A 23,935-nucleotide genomic window follows, 5' to 3' on the forward strand; every position below is an offset into this window, starting at 1 on the left:
GCTTCGCCTAACGCACCCTACCTGACGCCGTCATGCTTCAAGACACGCCAGCATGTCCCGCTCGATGCCATCCCAATCGAGCACCTGCGGACTGATGATCTCGATCCGGCTGTCGCGCCGGTAGGCCACCTTGTCGAAGTCGTGTTCGTTCCTCACCCGGTTGTAGAACACCCACGCCTCACCGATGCGGATCACGCCCTTGATGCGGTTGACGGGTTCCAGCGCATTCAACACCGCCTCCAGCTTCCAGAAATCGAAGCAGTCGTTCCGGTGGAACACCCAGCCGCAGGTGAACAGCCCGGCGCCCTGGCCGGTCTTGCGGATCGGCTGGCCGGGTTCGGGGGCGGGGGCTGCGACCGGGACTGAATCGGCGTTGCGTACCGGGCTGCGCTTCTGCTGGTAGGGGTGGGCGCCGCCCGGTGCCGGGTGGAGAGCCTGGGTATGGGCCTCGGGGAATTGCGATTCCAGTTCGCCGTTGCGCACCAGGTCGAGCAGGGCGGGGGCGATCACGCCGCGGGTGGTGCGGCCCACATGCTGTTTGAGCGGGAACATGTTGCCCAGGCTGGCTTCGGCGGCGGCAATCTGCGCCTCTTCGGCCAGATCGCATTTATTGATCAGCACCACATCGGCCAGGTTGAGCTGGTCGTGAAAGACGTTGTTGTCCAGAACTTCCTCATCCCCGAGCCCCCGGGGGTCGAGCAGGCACACGGTGGCGCGCAGGTCGAGCCTGTCCTTGAAGGTCGGCCCGGTGAGCGCATCGATGATGCCCTCCGGGTGGCCGATGCCGGTGGGCTCGATGATCAGCCGGTCCGGCCGGGCCAGCTCGATCAGGTCTTTCACCGTCGCCCGCAGGGACGGCCCCAGTGCACAGCAGATACACCCGCCCGCCAGCTCCTTGATATGCAGCCCGTCCCCGTCCGGCATCATCTCCTGATCAATGCCCACCTGCCCAAACTCATTCACCAGCACGGCCCAGGATTCGCCCGCGGGGCGGTTCTCGAGCAGGGTATTGATGGCGGTAGTTTTCCCGACGCCGAGGAAGCCGGTGATGATGTTGGTGGGGATGAGGTGGTGGGTGGTCATGGGTTGGCTTGGGGTTGAGGCGTTTGAGTTATGAGGACGCTGACTAACCGGTGGCTTTTAGAGGCACTCGATTGATTCTGTGAAACTAGCACGGTCCCGCCGAGAGGTGTCGGGCAATGGTCTCAAGTTCCTAGTAGAGCGCAATAACCGAAGGGCATTGCGCCGAATGGTTCAGCGAGGCACTATTGAGCCCATGCGACGCAATGCCCTTCAGTTATTGCGCTCAATGCGGGCTTCGACGAAGTATTGCGGAGACATGTTGCGGAGTGATGCCCGTTGGTTGTCGGTTTGTACGCGAGATGAATCGCATTACGACTTAAGTAAAGATTGCCGTTAACTTAAAATATAAATAACAACAATCCACTTGGTGTAAGTGAAGTCGCGTGATATTCTCAACGAGTTAAACATGTTGCTTCTAAAGAGCAGTTGAAAATAAATATTAGGGGGCGAGAATTGACTTCGGAGGTTGCTGGCGAAAGTTCGCGCGTAAGGCGACGCCAGGTTGACGGCGATGGGAGTTACGTTCAAACGCTTCTCAACTCCCTCACATTAGATCAAATACGTGGGGCGATGTACCGACTGGCCCCAAAAAAGAAAATATCGTTAAAGGCTCATGCTGCTTCCCTGGATGCGGTGGTTTCGACAGGTGCGTCAATTGAAGAAATCGAAAGAGCTTTGTTGGAGGCCGAGAGTTCTCAGCCGTTTAAGCACTGCCTTTTAATAAGGCTTGATTCTTTTTCTGGGTCAAATCTAGATAGCGAGAAAGTGGGGCGCTCATTTGGCTATGGAAATTATGTATTTAGGTTTGCGCACTTATCATCTTCTCGAACTCTATCCCTGACCTTTGAGCACGATGTTGAGCTTAAGGAGTGGGTTGAAGTTGAAACCGATGTCAGGAAGCGACAAACCGTAGTAACGCGACACCCCATCGTGGTTCGCGTTCATCCAGACGATAAGCTCCTCGTGATCAGTTATCCGGGTTTCTCGAATTCGAGATCTCGCGATTCCACGGCTGAGTCTTATGAGGCGGTCTTGGCGAGTTTTGTGAAAATGCTGAATGCCAGCTTCGGATGGAAAACCCGATCGATTGGGATTCAAACAGCACTGAACTATTTTCTTTTGGGTGGGAACAAAAGAGTAGTGAGGATGCGTGCAGACGTTGATACTGTTCTTGGGCGTATTGATGTCAGCGCAAATTCAGAGGCCGGTAGTATTGAAAGCGCGCTGACGCATTTTTTTGCGGATCATTTGCCTGGTGTCAATAAAGAAGATCTGTTAGCTGCAGCTAATTTGGCTTTCAGTAACGCTACGCCAAACACGATTGTGCTCTTCTGGCTTGAAGAAAAATTATTTACCCGGCTCAAGTTCTGGGATTTTGGAGCTGAGCTTTTCTTTGTTTGGAACAAAGAGTCCGCTAGTTACTATTCGGTGGATGAGATTGCAAGGACTTTAAGTGAAACTAGTCGCATGCAGTCTAAGGCTGGCGCAGGAGCCGACAACGAGCCAATCCTATCTTGGATAACACGTCAGAAGCCGTTGACCATCATCACGCCTGGTAATTTGGCTCAGCGTTTTGAACTAGAGGCAAAAGAAGCAAGAGCTTTGCTGCTAAATGCTATGAAAGCTGGTGTCATTGAGGCTGTCTATCGAATCGCTATCAATGAAGTTTTTGAGAGCTTTTCAAATCATTGGACGACTGAGTTGTCGCAACTAAAGACTATTGTTGAGACGGACGGCGGTCGCGTTATTGATGGCTCTGATCCGGCGAACATAGAGGTGGCGTTCCGGCGCGTTGCTAACCTCGAAGGAGTTTGGCAATGACGTATGGGATGAATGAATTTATTAGGGATCTTGTCGAGAAAGACATATCCCCTGACGATCAGATTTATGATTACCTTTCAGATACAGACATTCCCCGCCTAGAAGTCTTGTTGCATAGGTTGGATCACATCCGATCTCTCGATGCCAAGGAAATCGCGAAATCACGGTCAAAACCGCACCCACATTCTTCAGTGCGGTCTGTTCGAGGGAGGCAGGCGGCTATGCTTGGTAAGGTGCTAGAGCAGATTATGCTGACTCTCCTTAAGGGCTGTCGCTGTATCAGCGTTGGTGCAAATATTCGGTCGACTACTTCGGAAATTGATTTCTTGGTTCAGGTTGGACCGTTGGCTCTTGTTATACCAATATTCAAATCGGCAAAAACACACTTAATCGGAGAGGCTAAATGTTACTCATCAGGATTCAAGTCTGAGTGGGTCAATGAGTTGGTAGGAATAATGCAGTTGCATAGCGCGAATCACAGTATTATTTTTACTGCCTCTCCATCCAAGGTGCTTCGAGCTGAGCATCGACACGCGATTCAGTTGCATGGAGTTAAAGGCGATCGCGTAATTCCTTTTGGGCTCGCGCAAGTCAAAGAGATTGCCGGGGGTAAAAATTTTCTTAAAGTCTTGTCGGATCAGTATGTGCGAGTGTTGAATGCGACAAATGATCTAGCGATTTAGCCTGCGTAAAGCGTTGCCTGAACAAGGATCGCGGGCCGGACTCCGGGAGTCATTGGTGGATCTCCAACTGACCCCGGATTCCGCTTCGCTGCATCCGGGCTACGCACCCTACCGTCGAAGCCGCAACTCCCTGCACACGCACTACTGAACTTTTCTCCAGTTCCGGTATCCTCTCTGAGTCCACTTCGCTGCCTCAGAGATCCCCATGTCCGACCGCTCTACCGCCGATGTCATCCGCATTACCGGCGCGACCCAGAACAATCTGAAGAACCTGGATCTGGAGATCCCCCTGGGGGCGCTGGTGGTGTTCACCGGGCCGTCGGGGTCGGGCAAGTCGTCGCTGGTGTTCGACACGCTGTATGCCGAGGGGCAGCGGCGGTATGTAGAGACCTTTTCGCCCTATGCGCGGCAGTTTCTGGACCGCATGGACAAGCCTCATGTGAGCCGTATCGAGGGGGTGCCGCCGGCGATTGCGATTGACCAGACCAATCCGGTGCGCACCTCGCGATCCACGGTGGGCACCATGACGGAGCTCACCGACCACTTCAAGCTGCTGTTCGCCCGCACCGGGCATCTGCACTGCAAGTGCTGCGGCCAGCATGTGCAGCGGGACACGCCGGACAGCATCACGGCGGCGGTGACGGCGCGGGCGGCCGAGGCGGGCGACCCGCGCCTGCATGTGACCTTTCCCATCGATGTGCCGGCCAATTTCACCGAGGACGAGATTCGCGGCTATCTGGAGCAGCAGGGTTACACCCGCATCCATGGCAGCGAGGGCGACCGGCTGTGGGTGATTCAGGATCGCTTCCGCGCCGGGTCGGCGGAGCCCGCCCGCATTGGCGAGGCGGTGGAGGCGGCGCTGCGCACCGGGCAGGGGCGCATGGCGGTGCGGGTGATGGATGGCGAGGGCAACGAGGGCGCGGTGTGGCGCTTTTCGCAGGACTTTCACTGCGCCGATTGCGACATCGCCTATGGCGAGCCGCTGCCCAGCCTGTTTTCCTTCAACTCGCCCCTGGGCGCCTGTGAGACCTGCCGTGGCTTTGGCCGGGTGATCGGCATCGACTTCGGGCTGGTGGTGCCGGACGAGAGCAAGACGCTCAAGCAGGGCGCGGTGAAGCCCTGGCAGACGGCGAGCTATTCCGAATGCCAGGACGACATGGAGATGATGGCCAAGAAGGCCGGCATCCCCCTCGACGTGCCCTGGCGCGACCTCACCGACGCACAGAAGCACTGGGTGCTGGAAGGCGAGGACAAGTGGAAGAACTGGAGCCGCTCCTGGCCGGGCGTGTGGTACGGGGTGCGCCGCTTCTTCGACTGGCTGGAGACCAAGGCCTACAAGATGCATGTTCGGGTGCTGCTGTCGAAGTACCGCAGCTATACCGAGTGCCCGTCGTGCCACGGGGCCCGACTCAAACCCGAAGCGCTTTACTGGAGGACCGGCTCAGCCGCAGCCGCCGACGACGTGATGCCGCTGGCCGACCGCCTGCTGCCGCCGGGCATGACGCCCGAGTTGCTGCCCACGCTGCCGGGCCTGTGCATCCATGACCTGATGCAGCTCTCCATCGAGCGGCTGGGGCGCTTCATGGACACCATCCAGCCCGAGGGCCATTCCGCCGAGGACGAGGCCACCCGGCTGGTGTGCGACGAGATCCGCACCCGGGTGCGCTATCTCAACGAGGTGGGTCTGAGCTACCTCACGCTGGACCGCCAGAGCCGCACCCTGTCGGGCGGCGAGGTGCAGCGGATCAACCTCACCACGGCGCTGGGCACCTCGCTGGTGAACACGTTGTTCGTGCTCGATGAGCCCTCGATTGGCCTGCACCCGCGCGACATGGACCGTATCGTGCAGGTGATGCGCCGCCTGCGCGACGCGGGCAACTCGCTGGTGGTGGTGGAGCATGACCCGGCGGTGATGCTGGCCGCCGACCATATTTTCGACATCGGCCCCGGCCCGGGCGAGCGGGGCGGGCAGATCGTGTTCTCCGGCACGCCGGACGCCCTGCGCGCCGAGGGCACGACGCTGACCGCCGACTACCTGTCGGGCCGCAAGCGCATCGACGGCGGCACGCCGCCCCAGCCGCTGGACGACGACACCCCCCGGCTGGTGCTGCACGGGGTGCGCGAGCACAACCTGCAGGGCATCGACGTGTCCCTGCCGCTGGGGCGCATGGTGTGCGTGACCGGCGTCTCTGGCTCGGGCAAATCCACCCTGGTGCAGGACGTGCTCTATCCCGCCTTGCTCAAGCACTTCGGCCAGCCCACCGAGGCGCCCGGTGCCCATGAAGACATCACCGGCATCGGTTTCATCGACGACGTGGTGATGGTGGACCAGAGCCCCATCGGCAAGAGCTCGCGCTCCAACCCGGTGAGCTATGTGGGCGCCTGGGACGCGGTGCGCGCGCGTTTTGCCAATCTGCCGGCGGCCAAGCAGCGCGGCTACACGCCGGGCACCTTCAGCTTCAACGCCGGCCAGGGGCGCTGCCCCACGTGCACCGGCTCGGGCTTCGAGCATGTGGAGATGCAGTTCCTCTCCGACGTGTATCTGCGCTGCCCGGACTGCGACGGCAAGCGCTACCGCCCCGAGGTGCTGGAGCTGGAGATCGACGGGCGCAATGTGGCCGACGTGCTGGAGATGACCGTCTCCGAGGCGCTGGCCTTTTTCGACGGCGACGCCGCCATCGCCACCGCGCTGCAGCCGATCATCGATGTGGGGCTGGACTACCTGCGCCTCGGCCAGCCGGTGCCCACGCTCTCGGGCGGCGAGGCCCAGCGCCTGAAACTGGCGGGGCATCTGGCCGAGTTTGCGGCCAAGGCGAAGAAGCGCAATCCGGGCAAGAAGCAGAAGCCGGGTGGCACGCTGTTTCTGTTCGACGAGCCCACCACCGGCCTGCACTTCGACGACACCGCGCGCCTGCTCAAGGCGTTCCAGAAGCTGGTGGATGCCGGGCACTCGCTGCTGGTGATCGAACACAACCTGGACGTGATCCGCGCCGCCGACTGGCTGGTGGACCTGGGGCCTGAAGGGGGCGAGGGCGGTGGCCTGCTGATCGCCGAGGGCACGCCCGCCGAGGTGGCAAAGCACCCGACATCCCACACCGGGCGGGCGCTGGCCGAGTACGAGGCGGAGCTGTCGAAACCCGCCACCGCCTTCAAGGTGGCGGAAAAGTCGGTGGCCTACCGGCCGCGTTCCGCCGGGGCGGTGAGCATCCGCCACGCCCGCGAGCACAACCTCAAGAACATCGACGTGGACATCCCGCGCGAGGGCTTTACGGTGATCACCGGGGTGTCCGGCTCGGGCAAGTCCACGCTGGCCTTCGACATCCTCTTCGGCGAGGGGCAGCGGCGCTATCTGGAATCGCTCAATGCCTATGCCCGCCAGTTCGTGCAGCCGGCGGCGCGGCCCGAGGTGGACGCCATCTTCGGCATCCCGCCCACGGTGGCCATCGAGCAGCGCACCAGCCGGGGCGGGCGCAAGAGCACGGTGGCCACGCTCACCGAGCTGTACCACTTCCTGCGCCTGATCTACGTGAAGCTGGGCACCCAGTATTGCCCCACCTGCGACGTGCCGGTGTCGCCGCAGAGTTTCGAATCCATCATCGCGCGCATCAGCGAAGAGCACCGGGGCCACTCGGTGGAGCTGCTCGCGCCGCTCATCAACAACCGCAAGGGCCTGTACACCGATCTGGCCAAGTGGGCGCGGGGCAAGGGTTACGAGCAACTGCGGGTGGATGGCGACTACCTGCCCACCCGCAAGTGGCCGCGCCTGGACCGCTATGTGGAGCACACCATCGAACTGCCGGTGGGTATGGTCAAGGTCGGCCCCGAGCACGAGGGCCTGCTGCGCGAGCAGGTGAAGGAGGCGCTGGACGTGGGCAAGGGCGTGCTCAAGGTGCTGCGCCTGGGCACCGTGGGCGCCAAGCCCGAAGTGTTCTCCACCCACCGGGCCTGCCCGAGCTGCGGCAAGAGCTTCCCCGAGCTGGACCCGCGGCTGTTCTCGTTCAACAGCAAGCATGGCTGGTGCAACTCGTGTTTCGGCACCGGGCTGGTGGTCGGCAAGGTGAAGGAAGAGGAAGTGCACGACCTGGACCTGGCGTCCATGGACGAGGAGCCCACCGAAACCTGCCCGAGCTGCGAGGGCGCGCGACTGAACCCGGTGGCGCGGGCGGTGCGCTTTGCCGACCGGCCGATTCATGCACTGACGGCCGGGTCGGTGGATGCGGTGGCGGACTTCGTGAAGGGCATGGCGCTCACCGGCCGCGAGGCCGACATCGCCCGCGACATCGTGGCCGAGCTGGGCAGCCGGCTGGGCTTTCTGCAACAGGTGGGCCTGGGCTATCTGGCGCTCGACCGGGCGGCGCCGACGCTGTCCGGCGGCGAGGCGCAGCGCATCCGCCTGGCGGCGCAGCTGGGCTCGAGCCTGACGGGGGTGTGCTACATCCTCGACGAGCCAACCATCGGCCTGCACCCGCGTGACAACCGGGTGCTGCTCGACACCCTGGCCGAGCTGGAAGCCAAGGGCAACACCCTGGTGGTGGTGGAGCATGACGAAGACACCATCCGCCGCGCCGACCATGTGATCGACCTGGGGCCGGGCGCTGGCGTGCGGGGCGGCCGCATCGTGGCCGAAGGCAATGCCGAGGCGCTGATCGCTTCGCCGGAATCGGTGACTGGCAAGCACCTGCGCGCGCCCCTGCAGCACCCGCTCTACCCGCCGCGCGCCGTCGGCAAGGACGACGACAGCCTGTGGGTGCGCGGCGCCAGCCTGCACAACCTGCGCGGCGTGGACGCGCGCATCCCGCTGCAACGGCTCACGGTGGTGACCGGGGTGTCCGGCTCGGGCAAGTCCACACTCGCCCGCGATGTGCTGCTCGAAGGCATCAAGGCCCTGATCCACGAAGGCGAGGCCCCCGGCTGCAAGGCCATCGAGGGCGTGGAGCAGATCGAGCGGGTGTTGGAAGTGGACCAGACCCCCATCGGCAAGACGCCACGCTCCTGCCCGGCCACCTACGTGGGCTTCTGGGATCTGATCCGCAAGGCCTTTGCCGACACCAGCGAGGCGCGCATGCGCGGCTGGGCGGCGGGGCGCTTCTCCTTCAACACCGGCGACGGCCGATGCCCGGTGTGCGAAGGGCAGGGCCAGCAACGCATCGAGATGAGCTTTCTGCCTGACGTGAAGGTGCCCTGCGAGGCCTGCGGCGGCCGGCGCTTCAACCGCGAGACCCTGTCAGTGCGTTGGCGCGGCAAGAACATCGGCGAGGTGTTGTCGATGGACATCGACGAAGCGGTGGACTTCTTCGCAGCACACCCGCGCATCCACCACGCCCTCAGACTGATGCAGGACGTGGGTCTGGGTTACCTCACCCTCGGCCAGGCCAGCCCCACGCTCTCGGGCGGCGAGGCCCAGCGCATCAAGCTGGTGACCGAGCTGTCCAAATCGCTCACCCCCGCCGGCAAGGTGCGCGGCCGGGTGAGCGCCGGGCAGACCCTGTATGTGCTCGACGAACCCACCGTGGGCCTGCACATGGCCGACGTGGAAAAGCTCATCCATGTGCTGCACCGGCTGGTGGATGCGGGCAACACGGTGGTGGTGATCGAGCATGACCTGGACGTGATGGCCGAGGCCGACTGGCTGATCGACATGGGGCCGGAAGGCGGCGACGGCGGCGGCCAGATCGTCGCCAGTGGCCCGGTGGCGAAAGTACTCAAGGCGGGTAAGGGGCACACGGCCCGACTGCTGGCGGAATTTCTCAAGCTACGCCGTGAGCATGCCGATGAAGCTGGAAAGGTCGGCCAGAACGCGTAGGTGATGGCGCGCGGGCCGGTGAAGGGAACAGAGGCCGTTTGATAGAGTCCCATCTGAGTACCCGCGGAGGACACTGTGATCATGCGACGACCGCTCTACATGAGCGCCGGGCTGCTGGCTCTGGGCGTGGGCTTCATCGGCATTTTCCTGCCGCTGCTGCCCACGACCCCGTTCGTCCTCCTCGCCGCCTTCTGCTTCGCCCGCGCCAACCCCGCGTGGGAAGCACGGCTGCTGGCCGACCCCCGCTTCGGCCCCTCCATCATCGCCTGGCGCGAACGCGGCGCCATCCCAGCCTACGCCAAGCGCATGGCCATCTTCATGATGGCCCTCAGCTCCCTCATCTGCTGGTTCTGGATTCCCAACGGCTGGCACTGGACGCCCGCGGCCACGTGCAGTCTGGTGGCGATCTGGATGCTCTCGCGTCCGTCGTCCTGAGGAAAATCGCGTTGGCCGGATAAGCGAAGGCGCCATCCGGCAAAACAGCCTCTCGGGAGGGTACGAACGCCGGATGGCGCTTCGCTTATCCGGCCTACGGGGGCGTCTCCTAAACTTGATTGAAGCCGAGTTGGTCACGCCGATTGGGGGGCGATCGGCATTTTTACGTCGGTGCGTAGGGCCGAAGAGCGGAGCGTCATCCTCCAATTTTGCCCTCAGGTAGCTCCGAAACGGCGGATGACGCCTGCGGCTCTTCCGCCCTACCTGTTCTCGCGGCGATGCGACGTGTGATGGCGACCAGAATGCGTTGGCCGCTGTCGTCCTGAGGGATGTTCCGTAGGCCGGATAAGCGAATGCGCCATCCGGCAACACAGCCTCTCGGGAGGGTGCGAACGCCGGATGGCGCTGCGCTTATCCGGCCTACTAACCGCACCTGCTTCGACGAAAAAGCCCCCGGTCGTTGCTAACCGGGGGCTTGAACCCCAGCCTTGCTTTACGCGCGGGCGCGCCAAATTACTTCTTCTTGCTAGCCGGATCGCGCGACCACTGACGCGTACCTGCGACCTTGATGAAGGGCTTGGGATCATCGATGCCCACCACGCCGTCGTCGTGTTTCACGTGCGCGCGCTCGAGGATGATCTGGGTGCCAGGGCAGGCGGCGATGGCCTTGAGGTGGTGGTAGGCATCGCTGAACCAGCTCACGGCCGCCGGATCGTCGGCGAGTTTTTCGCCTTCCTTCGGCATGAGGATGCTCACCACGGCGTCGAAGACCACGCTCGGCGTGCCAGCCAACTGGCCGTCGACAGCCACTTCGGTGCCGTCCTTGAAGCTCACACGCTTGGTCGGGGCGACCAGTTTGACCATGGCGCCGGCTTTCTCGGCGGCCTTGCGGAAGCTATCCACCGCCTTGCCGTTGGAACCCTCGGCAACGAGGATGCCGATCACACGGCCTTCAAGCGTGTCTTTCGCCTTGCCGATGACCTGCAGGGCGGGGGAGGCGGGCATGTCCTGCACCGGCACGGTGGGTTTGGCCGCCTTGGGCAGCTTGCTCATGCCGAGCCCCTTGCCCACTTCCTTGGCCAGGTCCTGATCGATCACCCGCAGATGGCTGACCACCCGCTCGACCACCTCGGCGGTCTCCACTTTGGACAGCTCGAAGACGATGGCCGAGGCGATATGGCCCTGCTCGACCGGGGTCTGGCTACGATAGAACTGACGCGCCTGACTGTAGTGGTCGGCGAAGCTTTCGGGGCGGATACGGCCCTTGGCCGGGTCGTCGATGCGCTCGGCAAAGCTCTGGAGGCCAGTCGCGGCACTAGCGCGCGGGCTGTTGCCTTCCAGGCTGCTGGGCTCGTACGCGACGCGGCCTTTCGGCACCTGCATCTGCATGTGGCCATCGCGCTGGTTGTTGTGGAACGGGCATTTGGGAGCATTGATCGGCAACTGCGCAAAGTTGGGGCTGCCGAGTCGGGAGAGCTGGGTGTCCAGATAAGAGAACAGGCGGCCCTGCAGCAGCGGGTCGTTGGAGAAATCGATGCCGGGGACCACGTTGGCCGGGCAGAAGGCGACCTGCTCGGTCTCGGCAAAGAAGTTGTCCGGCCAGCGGTCCAGCACCATGCGCCCGATGGTGCGAAGGGGCACCAGCTCTTCCGGGATCAGCTTGGTCGGGTCGAGATGATCGAAGGGGAATCCGGCGGCTTCTTCTTCAGAGAACAACTGCACGGCCAGTTCCCACTCGGGATACTGACCCGCCTGAATGGCTTCGAAAAGATCACGGCGATGGAAGTCGTTGTCGGCACACTGCAGCTTGACCGCCTCGTCCCACACGGTGGATTGCAGGCCCAGCTTGGGCCGCCAGTGGAACTTCACGAAGGTGGATTCGCCCTTGGCATTGATGAGGCGGAAGGTGTGGATGCCGAAGCCCTCGATCATGCGGATGCTGCGCGGGATGGCGCGGTCGCTCATGGCCCACATGACCATGTGCATGGCCTCGGGGGTGAGGGAGATATAGTCCCAGAACGTGTCGTGGGCGCTGGCGGCTTGCGGGTAGCCGCGATCCGGCTCCATCTTCACCGCGTGGATCAGGTCGGGAAACTTCATCGCGTCCTGGATGAAGAACACCGGGATGTTGTTGCCAACCAGATCCCAGTTACCTTCCTGGGTGTAGAACTTGACGGCGAACCCGCGCACGTCGCGGGGCGTATCCACCGAGCCAGCGCCGCCGGCGACAGTGGAGATACGGCAGAACACCGGCGTGCGCGCGCCCTTCTCGGTAAGCACCTTGGCGGTGGTGATGCCCTTGAGCGGGTCGGTCAGCTCGAAGTAACCATGAGCCGCCGTGCCGCGCGCATGCACGATGCGCTCGGGGATACGTTCGTGGTCGAAGTGGGTGATCTTCTCGCGCAGGATGAAGTCTTCCAGCAGCGTCGGGCCTTTGGCGCCCTGAGTCAGCGAGTTCTGGTTATCGGCAATGACCGTGCCCTGCTGGGTGGTCAGGGCGGGATGCTCGCCACCGGCCTGCTGCTGCAGTTCGCCGGCGTTGCCGCGTCGGGTCTCGGCGTCCTTGGGCGCGGACATGCGTGTGTCAGGGGTGGCGGTGCTGCCGCCGGGGTTGCGCTTGGCCATGATCGGTTTTCCTGGTCGGGTGTGGTGACTTCAGGAGACTACCGAGTGGCGTCGCGCCGCCTTGTCGGACAATGCCGACTGGATATGACGGACAATGCCGCGAAGATGAACGATCCCCGCTCAGGCGTGTTCGGAGGCTGCGGCGTTGTCGAGTACGTGACGGACCTGGTCGAAGGCCGCGCGCCAGGCGGGTTCGACACGTTCGCGCTGCTCCGGTGCCATGCGCAGAAGGGCGGACGGGTGGGTAAGGACAAGCACCGGGGTGCCATCGGGTCGGGCCAGCCATTGGCCCTCAGTGGTATGGATGCGGACGCTCTGTCCGAGCACGCTGCGCGCGGCGGTGGCACCCAGCGCGACGATGCAGCGCGGTTGCACCAGCGCAATCTCGTGATCGAGCCATTGCGAGCAGGCCGCAGCCTCGCGTTGACCTGGCGTCTTGTGCAGCCGTCGTTTGCCACGCATTTCGTATTTGAAGTGCTTCACCGCGTTGGTGAGGTACGTGTGCTGCGCCCACGGCTGGTGCTGTAGCGCGTCGCGCAGCAGGCTGCCGGCAGGGCCGACGAAGGGACGGCCGATGAGGTCTTCACGGTCACCGGGCTGTTCGCCGACGATCATCACCGGGGCGTCCAGCGGACCTTCACCGCAAACGGCCTGGGTGGCCGCGGCGCCGATCGGGCAGTCCTGGCAGTTGCGCACGGCGCGCTCCAGCGTGGCGCGCGCGTCGTCCGGCGAGATCTGTCGTGTCGGGCGGCCAGGGAGGTGGCCAGCGCGACGCTCGCGCGCCTCGCCGGGGGCTTCGGTCATGGTGGTCGTGCGGGCTTGAGCCTCGTTGAGCAGGCGGGGGATGCTGCGCGCCTCAGGCAGGTTCTTCCAGTAGCGCACCGGCATTTCGCGGCGCATCTGGTCTGGATTGGCGCGGGCCGGGTTGAACGTGCTCTCGTAGTAGGCGAGCCACTCGCCGCTATCGGTGGTGTCCAGGGCGAAGGGCGGGCTGGCGCAGCCTGGGGCGTGGCGCAGGGCGGTGCCGTCCCACTCCACGCAGCCTTTGGGCGTGAAGATGGCCCAGCGCATGCCGGCGAAGCGCTTGGCGAAGAAAGGCGCCACCGCATCGACGATGTAGTGATCGGGCTCGAACCAGGCCAGGTAGCGCTCGTTGCCCAGCGCATCGGCCACTGGATGAAAGCGCACGAAGGCTTTCATCTTGTGCTTCTCGCGCCTCACCTGTTTGACGAACTGCTCCATCGCGACGCGCTCAGGGGCGAGGGTGTCGTGCCAGTGACGGCGGTCGGCGGCGACCCGGGCGAGGCAGGTGTGGATGGCAGTGAAGCGCGCCGGCTCGGCGTGGAGGAAGGCGACGGCGGCCATGTCCACGGCGCCCTTGGGCAGGTTCATGGCCGGCGGGGTGGGCAGTTCATGGGGATGAATCATTGCCCTGGTGTCGGCGTCGAACAGCCCGCCCTGGTGTTCGATGGTGCCGGTTTGCCAGCGCACGTCTGACGGTTCGACGCCTTCGCTGATGAGATGGCGCAGGGCGAGGCGAAACCCGGTCCAGTCGGTGGGGCCGTCGAGCTGGATCGTCAGCATGCTTCCAGGCGGGATACTGCCGGTGCTGCGGGCATCGGATCCGCGAACAGGTCACCCTGAACCGGTGCGGTGGCCTGCTTGTCTTCCTGCACCAGTGCCGCCACATCCTTGCTGCCCGGCCGGTGGTCGGGCAGCACCACGAAGGGCAGCACCCGTTTGCGGGGCAGGCGCATGCGTTGCAGGTCGTCGGTGCGCAGGCGGCGCACGCGCCGGGCGGTGAGCAGGCGCTGAACCGATGTGGGGCCGAGGCCGGGCACGCGCAGCAGCATCTCTTTGGACGCGCGATTCAGATCCACCGGGAAGTGCTCAGGATGTGCCAGCGCCCAGGCCATTTTCGGGTCGATATCGAGCGACAGCATGCCGCCGTCGGTGGCGATCTCTTCGCACTCAAAGCCATAGAAGCGCATGAGCCAGTCGGCCTGATAGAGCCGGTGCTCGCGCATGAGCGGGGCCGCGCGGGACGGTAGCGCCGCCGGAGCACCGGGGATGGGGCTGAAGGCGGAGTAATACACCCGGCGCAGCTGGTAGTTGCGGTAGAGCGTGATGCTGGTGCGCAGGATGCTCGCATCGTTGGAGTCGTCCGCGCCGATCACCATCTGGGTGGTCTGCCCGGCGGGGGCGAAGCGCGGCGGCTTGGCAATGCGGGGCTTGGCGCCGGCCATGGTGCGAGGCGCGCGGGCCTTGCGGGCTTCCTTGTTGTCGTCCACGGCCAGGCGGATGCGGCCCATGGCGCGCTTGATGTCGCCGATGTCCTTCTCCGGGGCCAGCGTTTTCATGGCTGCGTCGCTGGGGAGTTCGACGTTGATACTCAGGCGGTCGGCGTATTTTCCGGCTTCGGTCAGCAGCTCTTCGCTGCAATCGGGGATGGACTTGAGGTGGATGTAGCCGCGGAAGTTTTCTTCTTCCCGTAGCTTCTTGGCCACGAGTACGAGCTGCTCCATGGTGTAGTCGGGGCTGCGGATGATGCCGGAGCTGAGGAACAGGCCTTCGATGAGGTTGCGCCGGTAGAAGTCCATGGTGAGTGCGACCAGTTCTTCGACCTTGAAGCGGGCGCGGGGGGTGTTGCTGCTCTCGCGATTGACGCAATACAGGCAGTCGTAGATGCACCAGTTGGTGAGCAGGATCTTGAGCAGGGAGATGCAGCGCCCGTCCGGCGCGTAGCTGTGGCAGATACCCATGCCGCCGGTCGAGCCGATGCCCTTGCTGCCGGCGGAGTCGCGCCGGGGTGCCCCGCTGGACGAACAGGAGGCGTCGAACTTGGCGGCGTCGGCAAGGATGCGGATTTTGTGTTCGAGCATGGGGCCCTCATTGTGCTGTTCAAATATACAGCGTTTGAATGAGGGCTGCCAAGCCAGGGCGTGCGGCCTCCGGACCGCTTACCGGGGGGTCAGAACTGCAGGTTCAGCCCGGCGTAGACCTGTCGTGAGACCCGGTTGGCGGCACGGTTGCCATACACCAGCTGCATGGCAGGGTCGGCAATTTCCTGATGACGTCCGCCCAGGTTGAGCGCAGTGAGGCTGGCGGTCGCCGGTCGGCCAAAGGCGGTGAAAGCGCGGGTGAGGGACACATCGAACGTGGTGTGGTCTTCGACCACGACACGGCCGTTGGCCAGGTAACTGTCGCCCGAGGCGACCGGCCCCACCCGATTGATGCTCAGGTAGCTGCTCCAGTGCGCCGGCCAGCGCTGCTTCCAGATCAGGTTGGCGACGTATGGGGCAATCGCTGACGAAGCGGCCTCGCTGCCCGCATCGCGGTCGACAACACTCCAGGCCAGTTGAAACTCGCCTCCGGTCCATGGGTGTGTGCCCAGTTGTAGCTCTAGGCCTGTGAGTGTGGTGGTGCTGGCAGCATTCTGAAACTGGGTGGACTGGATCTGTGAAGAGAGCAGCGAAGGGGACGATACGGGCAGTCGCACGATCTGGTTCTGCAGTCGCTCCCGAAACAGCCGCAGGTCGAGTGTTGTCCCGGTGCTGTCGAATCGCGACAGTACTCCGGCTTCCAGCGTGTCGGCACGTGTCTCGCGCAGCGCCGGGTTGGGTACGAAGGGATGCGCGAGCAGCACGCCGGGAAAGGCGCTGTCGTAGATACGAAAATCAATGCCTTTTTCAAAAACCTCTGGCGCGCGGTAGACCCGTGAGGCGCCAATCCGCCAGGTGGTATCGGCGGTTGCCTTGAGGTTGGTGTAGAGCCGCGGGCTGACGCGCCAGCCTTCGCCAGCGTCTTCCGCGGTCAGACCGGCGTTGACCGTTACCATGTCGGAGGCCTGCCACTCGGCATTGGCGAACACCTTGTTCTGACGGCTAACGAGGCTGTCGCTGCGTGCGAACTGGGCCGGCGACACCGTCTCTGCGCGTTGTGTGCTCGCGCCCCAGGCGATGCGCAACGAACGGGCCAACCGGTCGCGGCGCTGAAGCTCGAAACGGCTTGTGCCGCCCCGGCGGTCGCGCGAGAGGTGGATGTCGTTGAAAACGGCATATGAGGTTAGCCAGCTGTCTTCCAGACGGACGTATTGACGGTAGAAGCCCAACGACCATTCGCGGTCGGTGTCCTCCGCGTTCAGCCAGCGCAGGTGGAACAGGGTGTGCCGGTCGCGTGATTCGCGAACCTTGTTGGAGCCGAAGGGGGAGTCAGGGTAGCCACGCTCCGTGCGCTCTCCCGTGCTGCCGAGTCGCAGATGGAGGCTATTGTGAGCGTCAATCCGCGTTTCGGTGACGAGGCTCAGTCGTTGTGTGCTTCGATCGTCAGCCAGACCGCGAAAGCCCTCTTCATGCTGTTCGCCCACAATCAGGCGGGTGCCCGTGTTGCCGACTCGGCCCGACCAGCCGATCTCGATATCGCGCAAGGCGTTGTCGCCCAGGTATGTTCTCACGTGGGTTGTCGGCGTGTCGCCGATACTGCGGGTGATCAGATTGGCAGAACCGAGCAGGGAGGTTGATCCGTAGGTGCTGGCGCTGGCGCCGCGAAGGACCTCGATCTGCTCGAGCTCGCTCAAGAAGATTGGCATGGTGGTCCAGCTCAAGGCACCGAAGTTGACCGGAACCTCGACCGTTGCGCCGTTGACGAGCACCTGCATGACCCCCGGAGAGCTGACGCCGATGCCGTGATAACTGACCCACGAGGCATGGGAGCGCTCGTAGCCGATATTGAGACCGGGGACCGCGCGAAGCAGCCGCGACACGTTGCGGTAGTTCGACGCCTCGATCGTGTCGCGATCGATCACAGTGATTGAGCCGGGCGCGTCGGCCAGCAACTGGGGGAGTCGGGAGGCCGTCAGGACGACCGGCAGCGGCTCGAAGAAAGCGTCTTCCTCGAACTTCTGACCATGACAGAGGGCAGGTGCCAGCAGGGAAAAAAGGAGACCCGTGATGGGTAGCGATATACGCATGGAGCTCATACGGGGCCGCCGGGGCCAGAACTTGATCAGAATGAAGTGAGGATAAGCGGATTTAACTTTCGTCGTAGTGGTAATTGTTCACTTTAAGCACGGTCGTTCGTCTCATGATACAAAAAAACACGGCCGGCATCAGGGTGCCGGCCGTGTCCTGATAAGGTCCGCTGTCGCGCTATTTGAGCTTGATGGGTACGTACAAACGCTCGTCTCCGCGCTGAATCAGCAGGGCAAAGCGGTTACCGGCCTGCTTGAGTTGCTGCCGGAAGGTCTTTACATCGGTCACCTGCGCATTGTTGATGGCCAGAATGACATCGCCCCGCTGCAGCCCCGCCTGGGCTGCCGGTCCGGCGACGCGTTCAACGGCAAGGCCGCCGCGAACGCCCAGTTGTTCTGCTTCCTGGTTGGTCAGAGGGCGCGCTGACAGGCCCAGTGCCGTGTCGGATGAATCGGTGCGTCGCTCGGTCGCGCGGATGGATTCACCGTCCATGCTGCCGAGGGTGGCCGAGACAATGCGCGATTTGCCGCTGCGCCAGATTTCAAGCTTGATCTCGGTGCCCGGGCGCATCTCGCCGATGATGCGCGGCAGATCGACGGAATCGTCGACCGGGGCGCCATTCACGCCCAGAATCACGTCACCGGCCTGAAGCTCTGCCTTGTCGGCGGCCGAGCCGGGCTCGACACTCGACACAAGCGCGCCGCGAGGCTTGTCGAGGCCGAACGAATCGGCCAACTCTTCCGTAACGCTCTGGATGGCCACACCGAGACGGCCGCGGCTGACCACGCCGAATTCCTGCAACTGGGCCTTGACCTTCATGGCCACGTCGATGGGAATGGCGAAGGAAATGCCCATGAAGCCGCCCGAGCGCGAATAGATCTGCGAGTTGATGCCGATCACTTCGCCTTCAAGATTGAACAGCGGCCCGCCCGAGTTCCCGGGATTGATGGCCACGTCGGTCTGCAGGAAGGGCACATAGGTTTCATCGGGCAGGCGGCGCGCCTTGGCGGAGATGATGCCGGCGGTCACCGTGTTGTCGAAGCCGAAGGGCGAACCCACGGCCACCACCCATTCGCCCACCCGGGCATCTTCCGGGTTGCCGATCTTGACTACCGGCAGATCCGTGGCGTCGATCTTGAGCAGGGCGACATCGGTGCGGGTATCCACGCCTTCGACCTTGGCCTTGAACTCGCGCTTGTCGGTGAGGCGCACGATCACTTCGGTGGCGTCGTCGACCACGTGCGCATTGGTGAGCACGTAGCCGTCCTCGCTGACGATGAAGCCGGACCCGACGCCGCGGGAGATCTGCGGCCCCGGTCCGTTAGGCCCCCCCGGCATACCCGGCAGCGGGATACCGAATCGACGCAGGAAGTCCTGCATCTCGGGCGGGACATTGAGCTGGGCTTCCACTTCCTGCACGACGCCGATGTTGACCACAGCCGGGCCGACACGCTCGACCAGCTCGGCAAAGTCAGGCAATGACCCGAAGGCGGCCAGACTGTTGGCCGCGGCAGGGGCGACAGGCGCGGCCTGGGCCAATGGCGCGGTGAAGGGGGCCAGACCGCTGGTGGCCAAGCCGATGGCGCTGGCGACCAAGGCCAGCCGGGCACTGCGTCGAAGCATGCATCCTCTCCTGAAATCGATTTGCCGACAGACAGGGACCGCCCTGCCGCGCCGGACACTACTTTATACATGTGGGGCCGAATCGGTGCGACACAAGCCGGATCTTGAGACGTTTCGTGACTACCCACTGTCACGATAGCCTGAGATAATCAGCCTCACTGATAGGGACCATGGCGTCGCACGACCGTTCCAGACCTGGATTTCGCATGACATTGACCGACCTGAAGTACATTGTCGCGCTTTCGCGCGAACGCCATTTCGGCCGCGCGGCCGAGGCCTGCCACGTGAGCCAGCCGACCCTGTCGGTGGCCATCAAGAAAGTCGAAGAGCAGCTGGGCGTGTTGTTGTTCGAACGTGGCACCAGCGACGTCAAGGTGACCGAGTTGGGTGAGCGCGTGGTCGAGCAGGCGCAGCGCGTGCTGGTGGAAGCCGCGCAGATCAAGGAAATCGCCCAGGCGGGCAAGGATCCGCTCGGTGGTGCGCTGCGCGTCGGGGCCATCTACACGATCGGACCCTATCTGTTTCCGCATCTGATCCCGAAGGTGAAAGAGCTGGCGCCGCGCATGCCGCTCATCATCGAAGAGAACTACACGGCCTCGCTGGCCGAGTCGCTCAAGCGAGGCGACATCGACGTGGCGATTCTTGCGCTGCCGTTCGAGCAACCGGGCATCGTCGCACAACCCATCTACGACGAACCTTTCCGGGTGCTGATGCCGGCCGATCACGCGTGGACGACGCAAGAGGCCATCGCCTCCAGGCAGCTGGCCGAAGACCAGTTGCTGTTGCTGGGTGCGGGCAACTGCTTCCGCGATCAGGTGCTTGAGGTGTGCCCGGAGTGCAGCGGTGTGGCGGGTCTGCAGCGGACCTTGCAAGGCAGCTCGCTCGAGACCATCCGGCTCATGGTGGCCAGTGGCATCGGGGTGACGGTGCTGCCAAGCACGGCGGCCGACACCATGCCCGATCAGAACAAGCTCGTGGCGGTGCGCCCCTTCGAGTCGCCCGACCCGACGCGCACCGTGGCACTGGCCTGGCGGGTGACTTATCCGCGCAGTGGTGCCATCGATGTGTTGAGGCGCGCCATTCTCGAGTGCCACTTGCCCGGCACGCGACCGGTGAGCGGCGCGATGCAGGGGGTTGCTGCATAGTCAATCGATATTAATTCAATCGATACGTTTGATTGGCTCTATCGATGTTGCGGAATTAAGCTGACGCCATCACCTCTGCACATCAAGGAGTCAGCCATGGACATCGATATCGGCATCACCCGGGAAGACCGCAAGACCATCACCAACGGCCTGTCGCGCCTGCTGGCCGACAGCTACACGCTCTACCTGATGACCCACAACTTCCACTGGAATGTGAAGGGGCCCATGTTCAACACGCTGCATCTCATGTTCGAGACGCAGTACAACGAACTGGCGCTGGCGGTGGATGGCATTGCCGAGCGCATCCGTGCGCTGGGCGAGCCCGCGCCCGGCACCTATGCCGCCTTTGCAGCGCTGACCCGCATCGAGGAGCCCGTCGGTGTGCCGGACGCCGCGAGCATGATCCGTGCGTTGGTCAAGGGACAGGAAGCGGTGGTCAAGACCGCCCGCGAACTGATGCCGGTGGTGGATGCCGCGGGCGACGAACCCACGGCCGATCTGCTGACCCAGCGCATGCAGGTGCACGAAAAGACGGCATGGATGCTGCGAAGTCTGCTCGAGGATTGAGGCTTGCGCTCAGCGACAGCGGCCGGGTGAATCCGGCCGTTTTTTCATTCAGAAGCCGCTACCCGGCTGGGCGAGATAATCAAGTTCCTCGGGGGTGCTGCTGCGGTTGAGGATGGCGTTGCGGTGAGGAAAGCGACCGAAACGTTCAATGACGGCGTAGTGCCGTTCCGCGTAGTCCAGCGTGCTTTCAAACCCGGCGTGCTCGTCTGCCAGCGCGCGGAACAACCGAAGCGCCATGCGCTGATCACCGATGTCTTCCGAGTGCTCGAAAGGCAGGTAGGCAAAAATGCGTTCGACGGGGATCAGGGTCTGATCGTCGCCGCGCGAGACGAGGTCTTGCGCAATGGACAGGGCCGTGGCGTCGCCTACAAAGGCACGTGGCGTGTTGCGATGCATGTTGCGGGGGAACTGATCGAGCAGGAGCAGTTGCGCCAACGCTGCGTGCGGCGTTGTGCCCCAGTCCGGCAGCCTGCCGTCGAGCGCACTGTCCGTGAGGGTGCCGAAATGCTCGCGGATATGGGCGTCCGTCTCGTCGCGTTTGACGAACCACAACTTGCGCTGCCGGCCGTAGGTGTCGCTCCCCGGCGCGCCGAACCAGAAATCAAGTACGGCTTGCGCGTCGGGGGGCAGGCTCATTCGGATTTGGCCTTGGCTTTGCCCTTGGCGGCCGGCTTCTTGGGCGCCCGGGGCTCAAACTCGAAGCCGACCTTGCCGTCCTTCTGACGCACCAGGAAGGCGGAGAACTTGCGCTTGGTCTTGTTGGAGACGAACCCGCGCAGCAACTCGGTCTTGCCCTCGGCCAGCAATTTCTGCATCTGCTCGCGTTCCACCGGTTGCTGAAGAATGATCTTGCCGGAGCGGAAGTCGCAGGACTTGTCCGGCCCGACCGACTTCTCGCAGACGTAGGCCATGCCGTGCTCGTAGACCTTGCTCTGGCACTTGGGGCATTCGCCCAGCGGCTCCTGATCCGAGAAATCGACGGGTTCGGCGTTTTCGTCGTCCTTGGGTTGGCCGAAGTCGAACGTCGGCTGCTGCTCGTCGTTGAGGACGATGTCCGCGTTGAACAGGCGGCCCATCTTGTTGCGGAAGCCCATGAGCGGACCGACGTGACCTTCCTTGAGCAGGGTTTCGATCTCGTCGATCTCGAACTGACGGCTGGCCACGATCTTCCACGTGCTCCAGTCACAGGCCTGGCAGGCGAACTTCTTGTAGTTCTCCTTCACCACCCCGCCGCACTTGGGGCAGGGGGTCTTCAGGGTGACGAAGTCGCCCGGCACGGTGTCGGATTCGTACTGCTTGGCGCGATCGACCATCTCCTGCGCCATGCGCGCGATCTCATCCATGAACGCGTCACGGGACAGGGCGCCTTTTTCGATCTGCGAGAGCTTGTATTCCCACTCGCCGGTCAGCTCGGGCGAAGTCAGTTCGGACACGCCCAGGCCGGTGAGCAGGGTGATCAGTGAAAAGGCCTTGGCGGTGGGCACCAGCTCCTTGCCCTCGCGCAGCATGTACTGTTCGCCGATCAGGTTCTCGATGATCTGGGCGCGGGTGGCCGGGGTGCCGAGGCCGCGCTCGGCCATGGCGGCACGCAACTCCTCGTCGTCCACCATCTTGCCGGCGCCTTCCATGGCGGAGAGCAGGGTCGCTTCGTTGTAGCGGGCAGGCGGGCGGGTCTGCAGGGCGCGAACTTCCAGTTCGTCCGTCTTGACCTTTTCGCCGGCGGCCACAGCCACCAGCTCGTCGTCACCACTCTTCTCGCGGCCCACGACCACCAGCCAGCCCGGCTTGACCAGCACCTTGCCCTCGGTCTTGAAGGCTTCACCCTCGACCCGGGTGATGCGGGTGGTGACGTTGTACTCGGCGGCCGGATAGAACACCGACAGGAAGCGACGGGTGACCAGGTCGTAGATCTTCTGCTCCGGCTCGGAGAGCTTCTTGGGCTCGGTGCCGGTGGGGATGATCGCGAAGTGATCGGAAATCTTGGCGTTGTTGAAGATGCGCTTGTTGCCGCCCTTGACCCAGCCTTCGCGTTTGATCTCGTTGGCGAACTTGCTGTACTCAGCCGGCAGGTTGCCCATCACCTCCTTGACCGTGTCCACATAGTCTTCGGGCAGGGCGCGGGCGTCGGTACGCGGATAGGTAAGCACCTTGTGGCGTTCGTACAGGGCCTGGGCAACCTGTAGCGTGGCGCGGGCCGAAAAGCCGAAACGGCCGTTGGCCTCGCGCTGCAGGCTGGTCAGGTCGAACAGCATGGGCGATTGCTGGGTGGAGGGCTTGGTCGCTTCCTCCACCGTGCCCGGCTTGCCTTCGCACTTGGCGCGGATGGCCTCGGCCTTGTCGGCCGTCCACAGGCGTTCGGCGCGGGCATGCTCGTCGTCGTTCTTCTTGAAGTTCTCGTCGAACCAGCGGCCCGGGTATTCACCTTCGGCGCACGCGAAGCTGGCGTGAAGCTCCCAGTAGTCGCGGGACTTGAACTGGCGAATCCGGTTCTCGCGTTCGATGACGATAGCCAGGGTCGGCGTCTGGACGCGGCCGACGGTGGTGAGGTGGAAACCGCCGGTCTTAGAGTTGAACGCCGTCATGGCGCGGGTGCCATTGATCCCGATCAGCCAGTCGCTTTCCGCGCGGCTGACGGCGGCGGCGGCCAGGCCGGCCACCGCTTCGGCATCACGCAACTGCTGAAAGCCGTCGCGAATCGCGGTCGGTGTCATGGACTGCAGCCACAGACGCTGGACCGGTTTCTTGGTCTTGGAGTGCTCGACGATGAAATTGAAGATCAGCTCGCCCTCGCGCCCCGCGTCGCATGCGTTCACGAGGCTATCGACGTCCTTGCGCTTGATCAGCCGTGTGAGCAGCTTGAGCCGGTCTTCACTCTTCTTGATCGGTTGCAGTGCAAAGTGGGTGGGAATGACCGGAAGGTTGGCAAATGACCACTTGCCGCGCTTGACCTCTTCGTCCGGCGGGACCGCCAGCTCGAGCAAATGACCGACGGCGGACGACAGCACGTAGTCGTCCGACTCGAAGTAGTCTTTCTGGCGGGTGAAACCACCGATCGCACGGGCGATGTCCTGTGCGACGGAGGGTTTTTCCGCAATGATCAGTTTTTTGCTCATGTCATGGCTGCGAGCCCTTTTGGGTCCGCATGGTTCCCGCATTTGTTAGGTCATTGAGCGCGGCATG

At 63.3% G+C, this 23,935-nt stretch carries 14 protein-coding genes; 6 read left to right on the plus strand and 8 right to left on the minus strand.

What is annotated here, in order from left to right; genetic code table 11:
* Positions 1-30: 30 nt before the first annotated feature.
* Positions 31-1,083, minus strand: coding sequence for a CobW family GTP-binding protein (locus J0W34_RS01060; RefSeq protein ID WP_230970362.1), 1,053 nt, complete (start codon positions 1,081-1,083; stop codon positions 31-33).
* Between the two features lie 570 nt (positions 1,084-1,653).
* Between J0W34_RS01060 and J0W34_RS01065 the strand changes: the two genes are divergently transcribed.
* The 4 genes from J0W34_RS01065 (at position 1,654) to J0W34_RS01080 (ending at position 9,825) form a co-directional block, all read left to right on the plus strand.
* A complete protein-coding gene (locus J0W34_RS01065) occupies positions 1,654-2,904 on the plus strand; it encodes a hypothetical protein (protein ID WP_230970363.1) in 1,251 nt (416 codons plus the stop codon).
* A complete protein-coding gene (locus J0W34_RS01070) occupies positions 2,901-3,587 on the plus strand; it encodes a hypothetical protein (protein WP_230970364.1) in 687 nt (228 codons plus the stop codon). Before J0W34_RS01065 ends, J0W34_RS01070 begins: the two co-directional genes overlap by 4 nt.
* A gap of 205 nt (positions 3,588-3,792) precedes the next feature.
* Positions 3,793-9,390, plus strand: coding sequence for an excinuclease ABC subunit UvrA (gene uvrA / locus J0W34_RS01075; RefSeq protein WP_230970365.1), 5,598 nt, complete (start codon positions 3,793-3,795; stop codon positions 9,388-9,390).
* 81 nt (positions 9,391-9,471) lie between these two features.
* Positions 9,472-9,825 carry a YbaN family protein gene (locus J0W34_RS01080; RefSeq protein WP_230970366.1) on the plus strand — a complete coding sequence of 118 codons (354 nt, stop codon included), beginning with the start codon at positions 9,472-9,474 and terminating at the stop codon, positions 9,823-9,825.
* Between the two features lie 513 nt (positions 9,826-10,338).
* Here J0W34_RS01080 and J0W34_RS01085 read toward each other — a convergent pair.
* From J0W34_RS01085 to J0W34_RS01105, 5 genes are all read right to left on the minus strand, one after another.
* A complete protein-coding gene (locus J0W34_RS01085; protein WP_230970367.1) occupies positions 10,339-12,450 on the minus strand; it encodes a catalase in 2,112 nt (703 codons plus the stop codon).
* Positions 12,451-12,570: 120 nt separating this feature from the next.
* Positions 12,571-14,034 (minus strand): UdgX family uracil-DNA binding protein, encoded by a 1,464-nt coding sequence (locus J0W34_RS01090; RefSeq protein ID WP_230970368.1) that lies wholly within the window; start codon positions 14,032-14,034, stop codon positions 12,571-12,573.
* Positions 14,028-15,332 (minus strand): putative DNA modification/repair radical SAM protein, encoded by a 1,305-nt coding sequence (locus J0W34_RS01095; protein ID WP_230970369.1) that lies wholly within the window; start codon positions 15,330-15,332, stop codon positions 14,028-14,030. The genes J0W34_RS01090 and J0W34_RS01095 overlap by 7 nt, the downstream gene beginning before the upstream one ends.
* Before the next feature lie 89 nt (positions 15,333-15,421).
* Positions 15,422-17,428 (minus strand): TonB-dependent receptor plug domain-containing protein, encoded by a 2,007-nt coding sequence (locus J0W34_RS01100; protein WP_230970370.1) that lies wholly within the window; start codon positions 17,426-17,428, stop codon positions 15,422-15,424.
* A 169-nt stretch (positions 17,429-17,597) separates the two neighbouring features.
* Positions 17,598-19,043: a DegQ family serine endoprotease gene (locus J0W34_RS01105; protein WP_230970371.1), complete on the minus strand. Its 1,446-nt coding sequence runs from the start codon at positions 19,041-19,043 to the stop codon at positions 17,598-17,600.
* Positions 19,044-19,249: 206 nt separating this feature from the next.
* Between J0W34_RS01105 and J0W34_RS01110 the strand changes: the two genes are divergently transcribed.
* Together J0W34_RS01110 and J0W34_RS01115 are read left to right on the plus strand one after the other, a co-directional pair.
* Positions 19,250-20,188, plus strand: a complete 939-nt coding sequence (locus tag J0W34_RS01110) for a hydrogen peroxide-inducible genes activator (protein ID WP_230970372.1) — start codon at positions 19,250-19,252, stop codon at positions 20,186-20,188.
* Positions 20,189-20,284: 96 nt separating this feature from the next.
* The gene (locus tag J0W34_RS01115; protein WP_331001528.1) at positions 20,285-20,755 is read left to right on the plus strand and encodes a Dps family protein; all 471 of its coding nucleotides are present in this window, start codon (positions 20,285-20,287) and stop codon (positions 20,753-20,755) included.
* Between the two features lie 48 nt (positions 20,756-20,803).
* On the opposite strand, the gene J0W34_RS01120 is transcribed toward J0W34_RS01115, so the two are convergent.
* On the minus strand, positions 20,804-21,391 hold the full coding sequence (locus tag J0W34_RS01120) for a DUF924 family protein (RefSeq protein WP_230970373.1): 588 nt from the start codon (positions 21,389-21,391) through the stop codon (positions 20,804-20,806).
* A complete protein-coding gene (locus J0W34_RS01125) occupies positions 21,388-23,868 on the minus strand; it encodes a DNA topoisomerase III (RefSeq protein ID WP_230970374.1) in 2,481 nt (826 codons plus the stop codon). Before J0W34_RS01125 ends, J0W34_RS01120 begins: the two co-directional genes overlap by 4 nt.
* Positions 23,869-23,935: the final 67 nt, after the last annotated feature.

Origin of the sequence: Nitrogeniibacter aestuarii (assembly GCF_017309585.1) — a bacterium.
Lineage (GTDB): Bacteria > Pseudomonadota > Gammaproteobacteria > Burkholderiales > Rhodocyclaceae > Nitrogeniibacter > Nitrogeniibacter aestuarii.

Excerpts from the sequence above, each read along its gene's own strand:
- J0W34_RS01110 (WP_230970372.1), top strand. The coding sequence starts at position 19,250 with ATGACATTGACCGACCTGAAGTACATTGTCGCGCTTTCGCGCGAACGC.
- J0W34_RS01100 (WP_230970370.1), bottom strand. The coding sequence starts at position 17,428 with ATGAGCTCCATGCGTATATCGCTACCCATCACGGGTCTCCTTTTTTCC.
- J0W34_RS01125 (WP_230970374.1), bottom strand. The coding sequence starts at position 23,868 with ATGAGCAAAAAACTGATCATTGCGGAAAAACCCTCCGTCGCACAGGAC.
- J0W34_RS01085 (WP_230970367.1), bottom strand. The coding sequence starts at position 12,450 with ATGGCCAAGCGCAACCCCGGCGGCAGCACCGCCACCCCTGACACACGC.
- J0W34_RS01095 (WP_230970369.1), bottom strand. The coding sequence starts at position 15,332 with ATGCTCGAACACAAAATCCGCATCCTTGCCGACGCCGCCAAGTTCGAC.
- J0W34_RS01090 (WP_230970368.1), bottom strand. The coding sequence starts at position 14,034 with ATGCTGACGATCCAGCTCGACGGCCCCACCGACTGGACCGGGTTTCGC.
- J0W34_RS01105 (WP_230970371.1), bottom strand. The coding sequence starts at position 19,043 with ATGCTTCGACGCAGTGCCCGGCTGGCCTTGGTCGCCAGCGCCATCGGC.
- J0W34_RS01115 (WP_331001528.1), top strand. The coding sequence starts at position 20,285 with ATGGACATCGATATCGGCATCACCCGGGAAGACCGCAAGACCATCACC.
- J0W34_RS01120 (WP_230970373.1), bottom strand. The coding sequence starts at position 21,391 with ATGAGCCTGCCCCCCGACGCGCAAGCCGTACTTGATTTCTGGTTCGGC.
- J0W34_RS01080 (WP_230970366.1), top strand. The coding sequence starts at position 9,472 with ATGCGACGACCGCTCTACATGAGCGCCGGGCTGCTGGCTCTGGGCGTG.
- J0W34_RS01060 (WP_230970362.1), bottom strand. The coding sequence starts at position 1,083 with ATGACCACCCACCACCTCATCCCCACCAACATCATCACCGGCTTCCTC.
- uvrA (WP_230970365.1), top strand. The coding sequence starts at position 3,793 with ATGTCCGACCGCTCTACCGCCGATGTCATCCGCATTACCGGCGCGACC.
- J0W34_RS01065 (WP_230970363.1), top strand. The coding sequence starts at position 1,654 with ATGTACCGACTGGCCCCAAAAAAGAAAATATCGTTAAAGGCTCATGCT.
- J0W34_RS01070 (WP_230970364.1), top strand. The coding sequence starts at position 2,901 with ATGACGTATGGGATGAATGAATTTATTAGGGATCTTGTCGAGAAAGAC.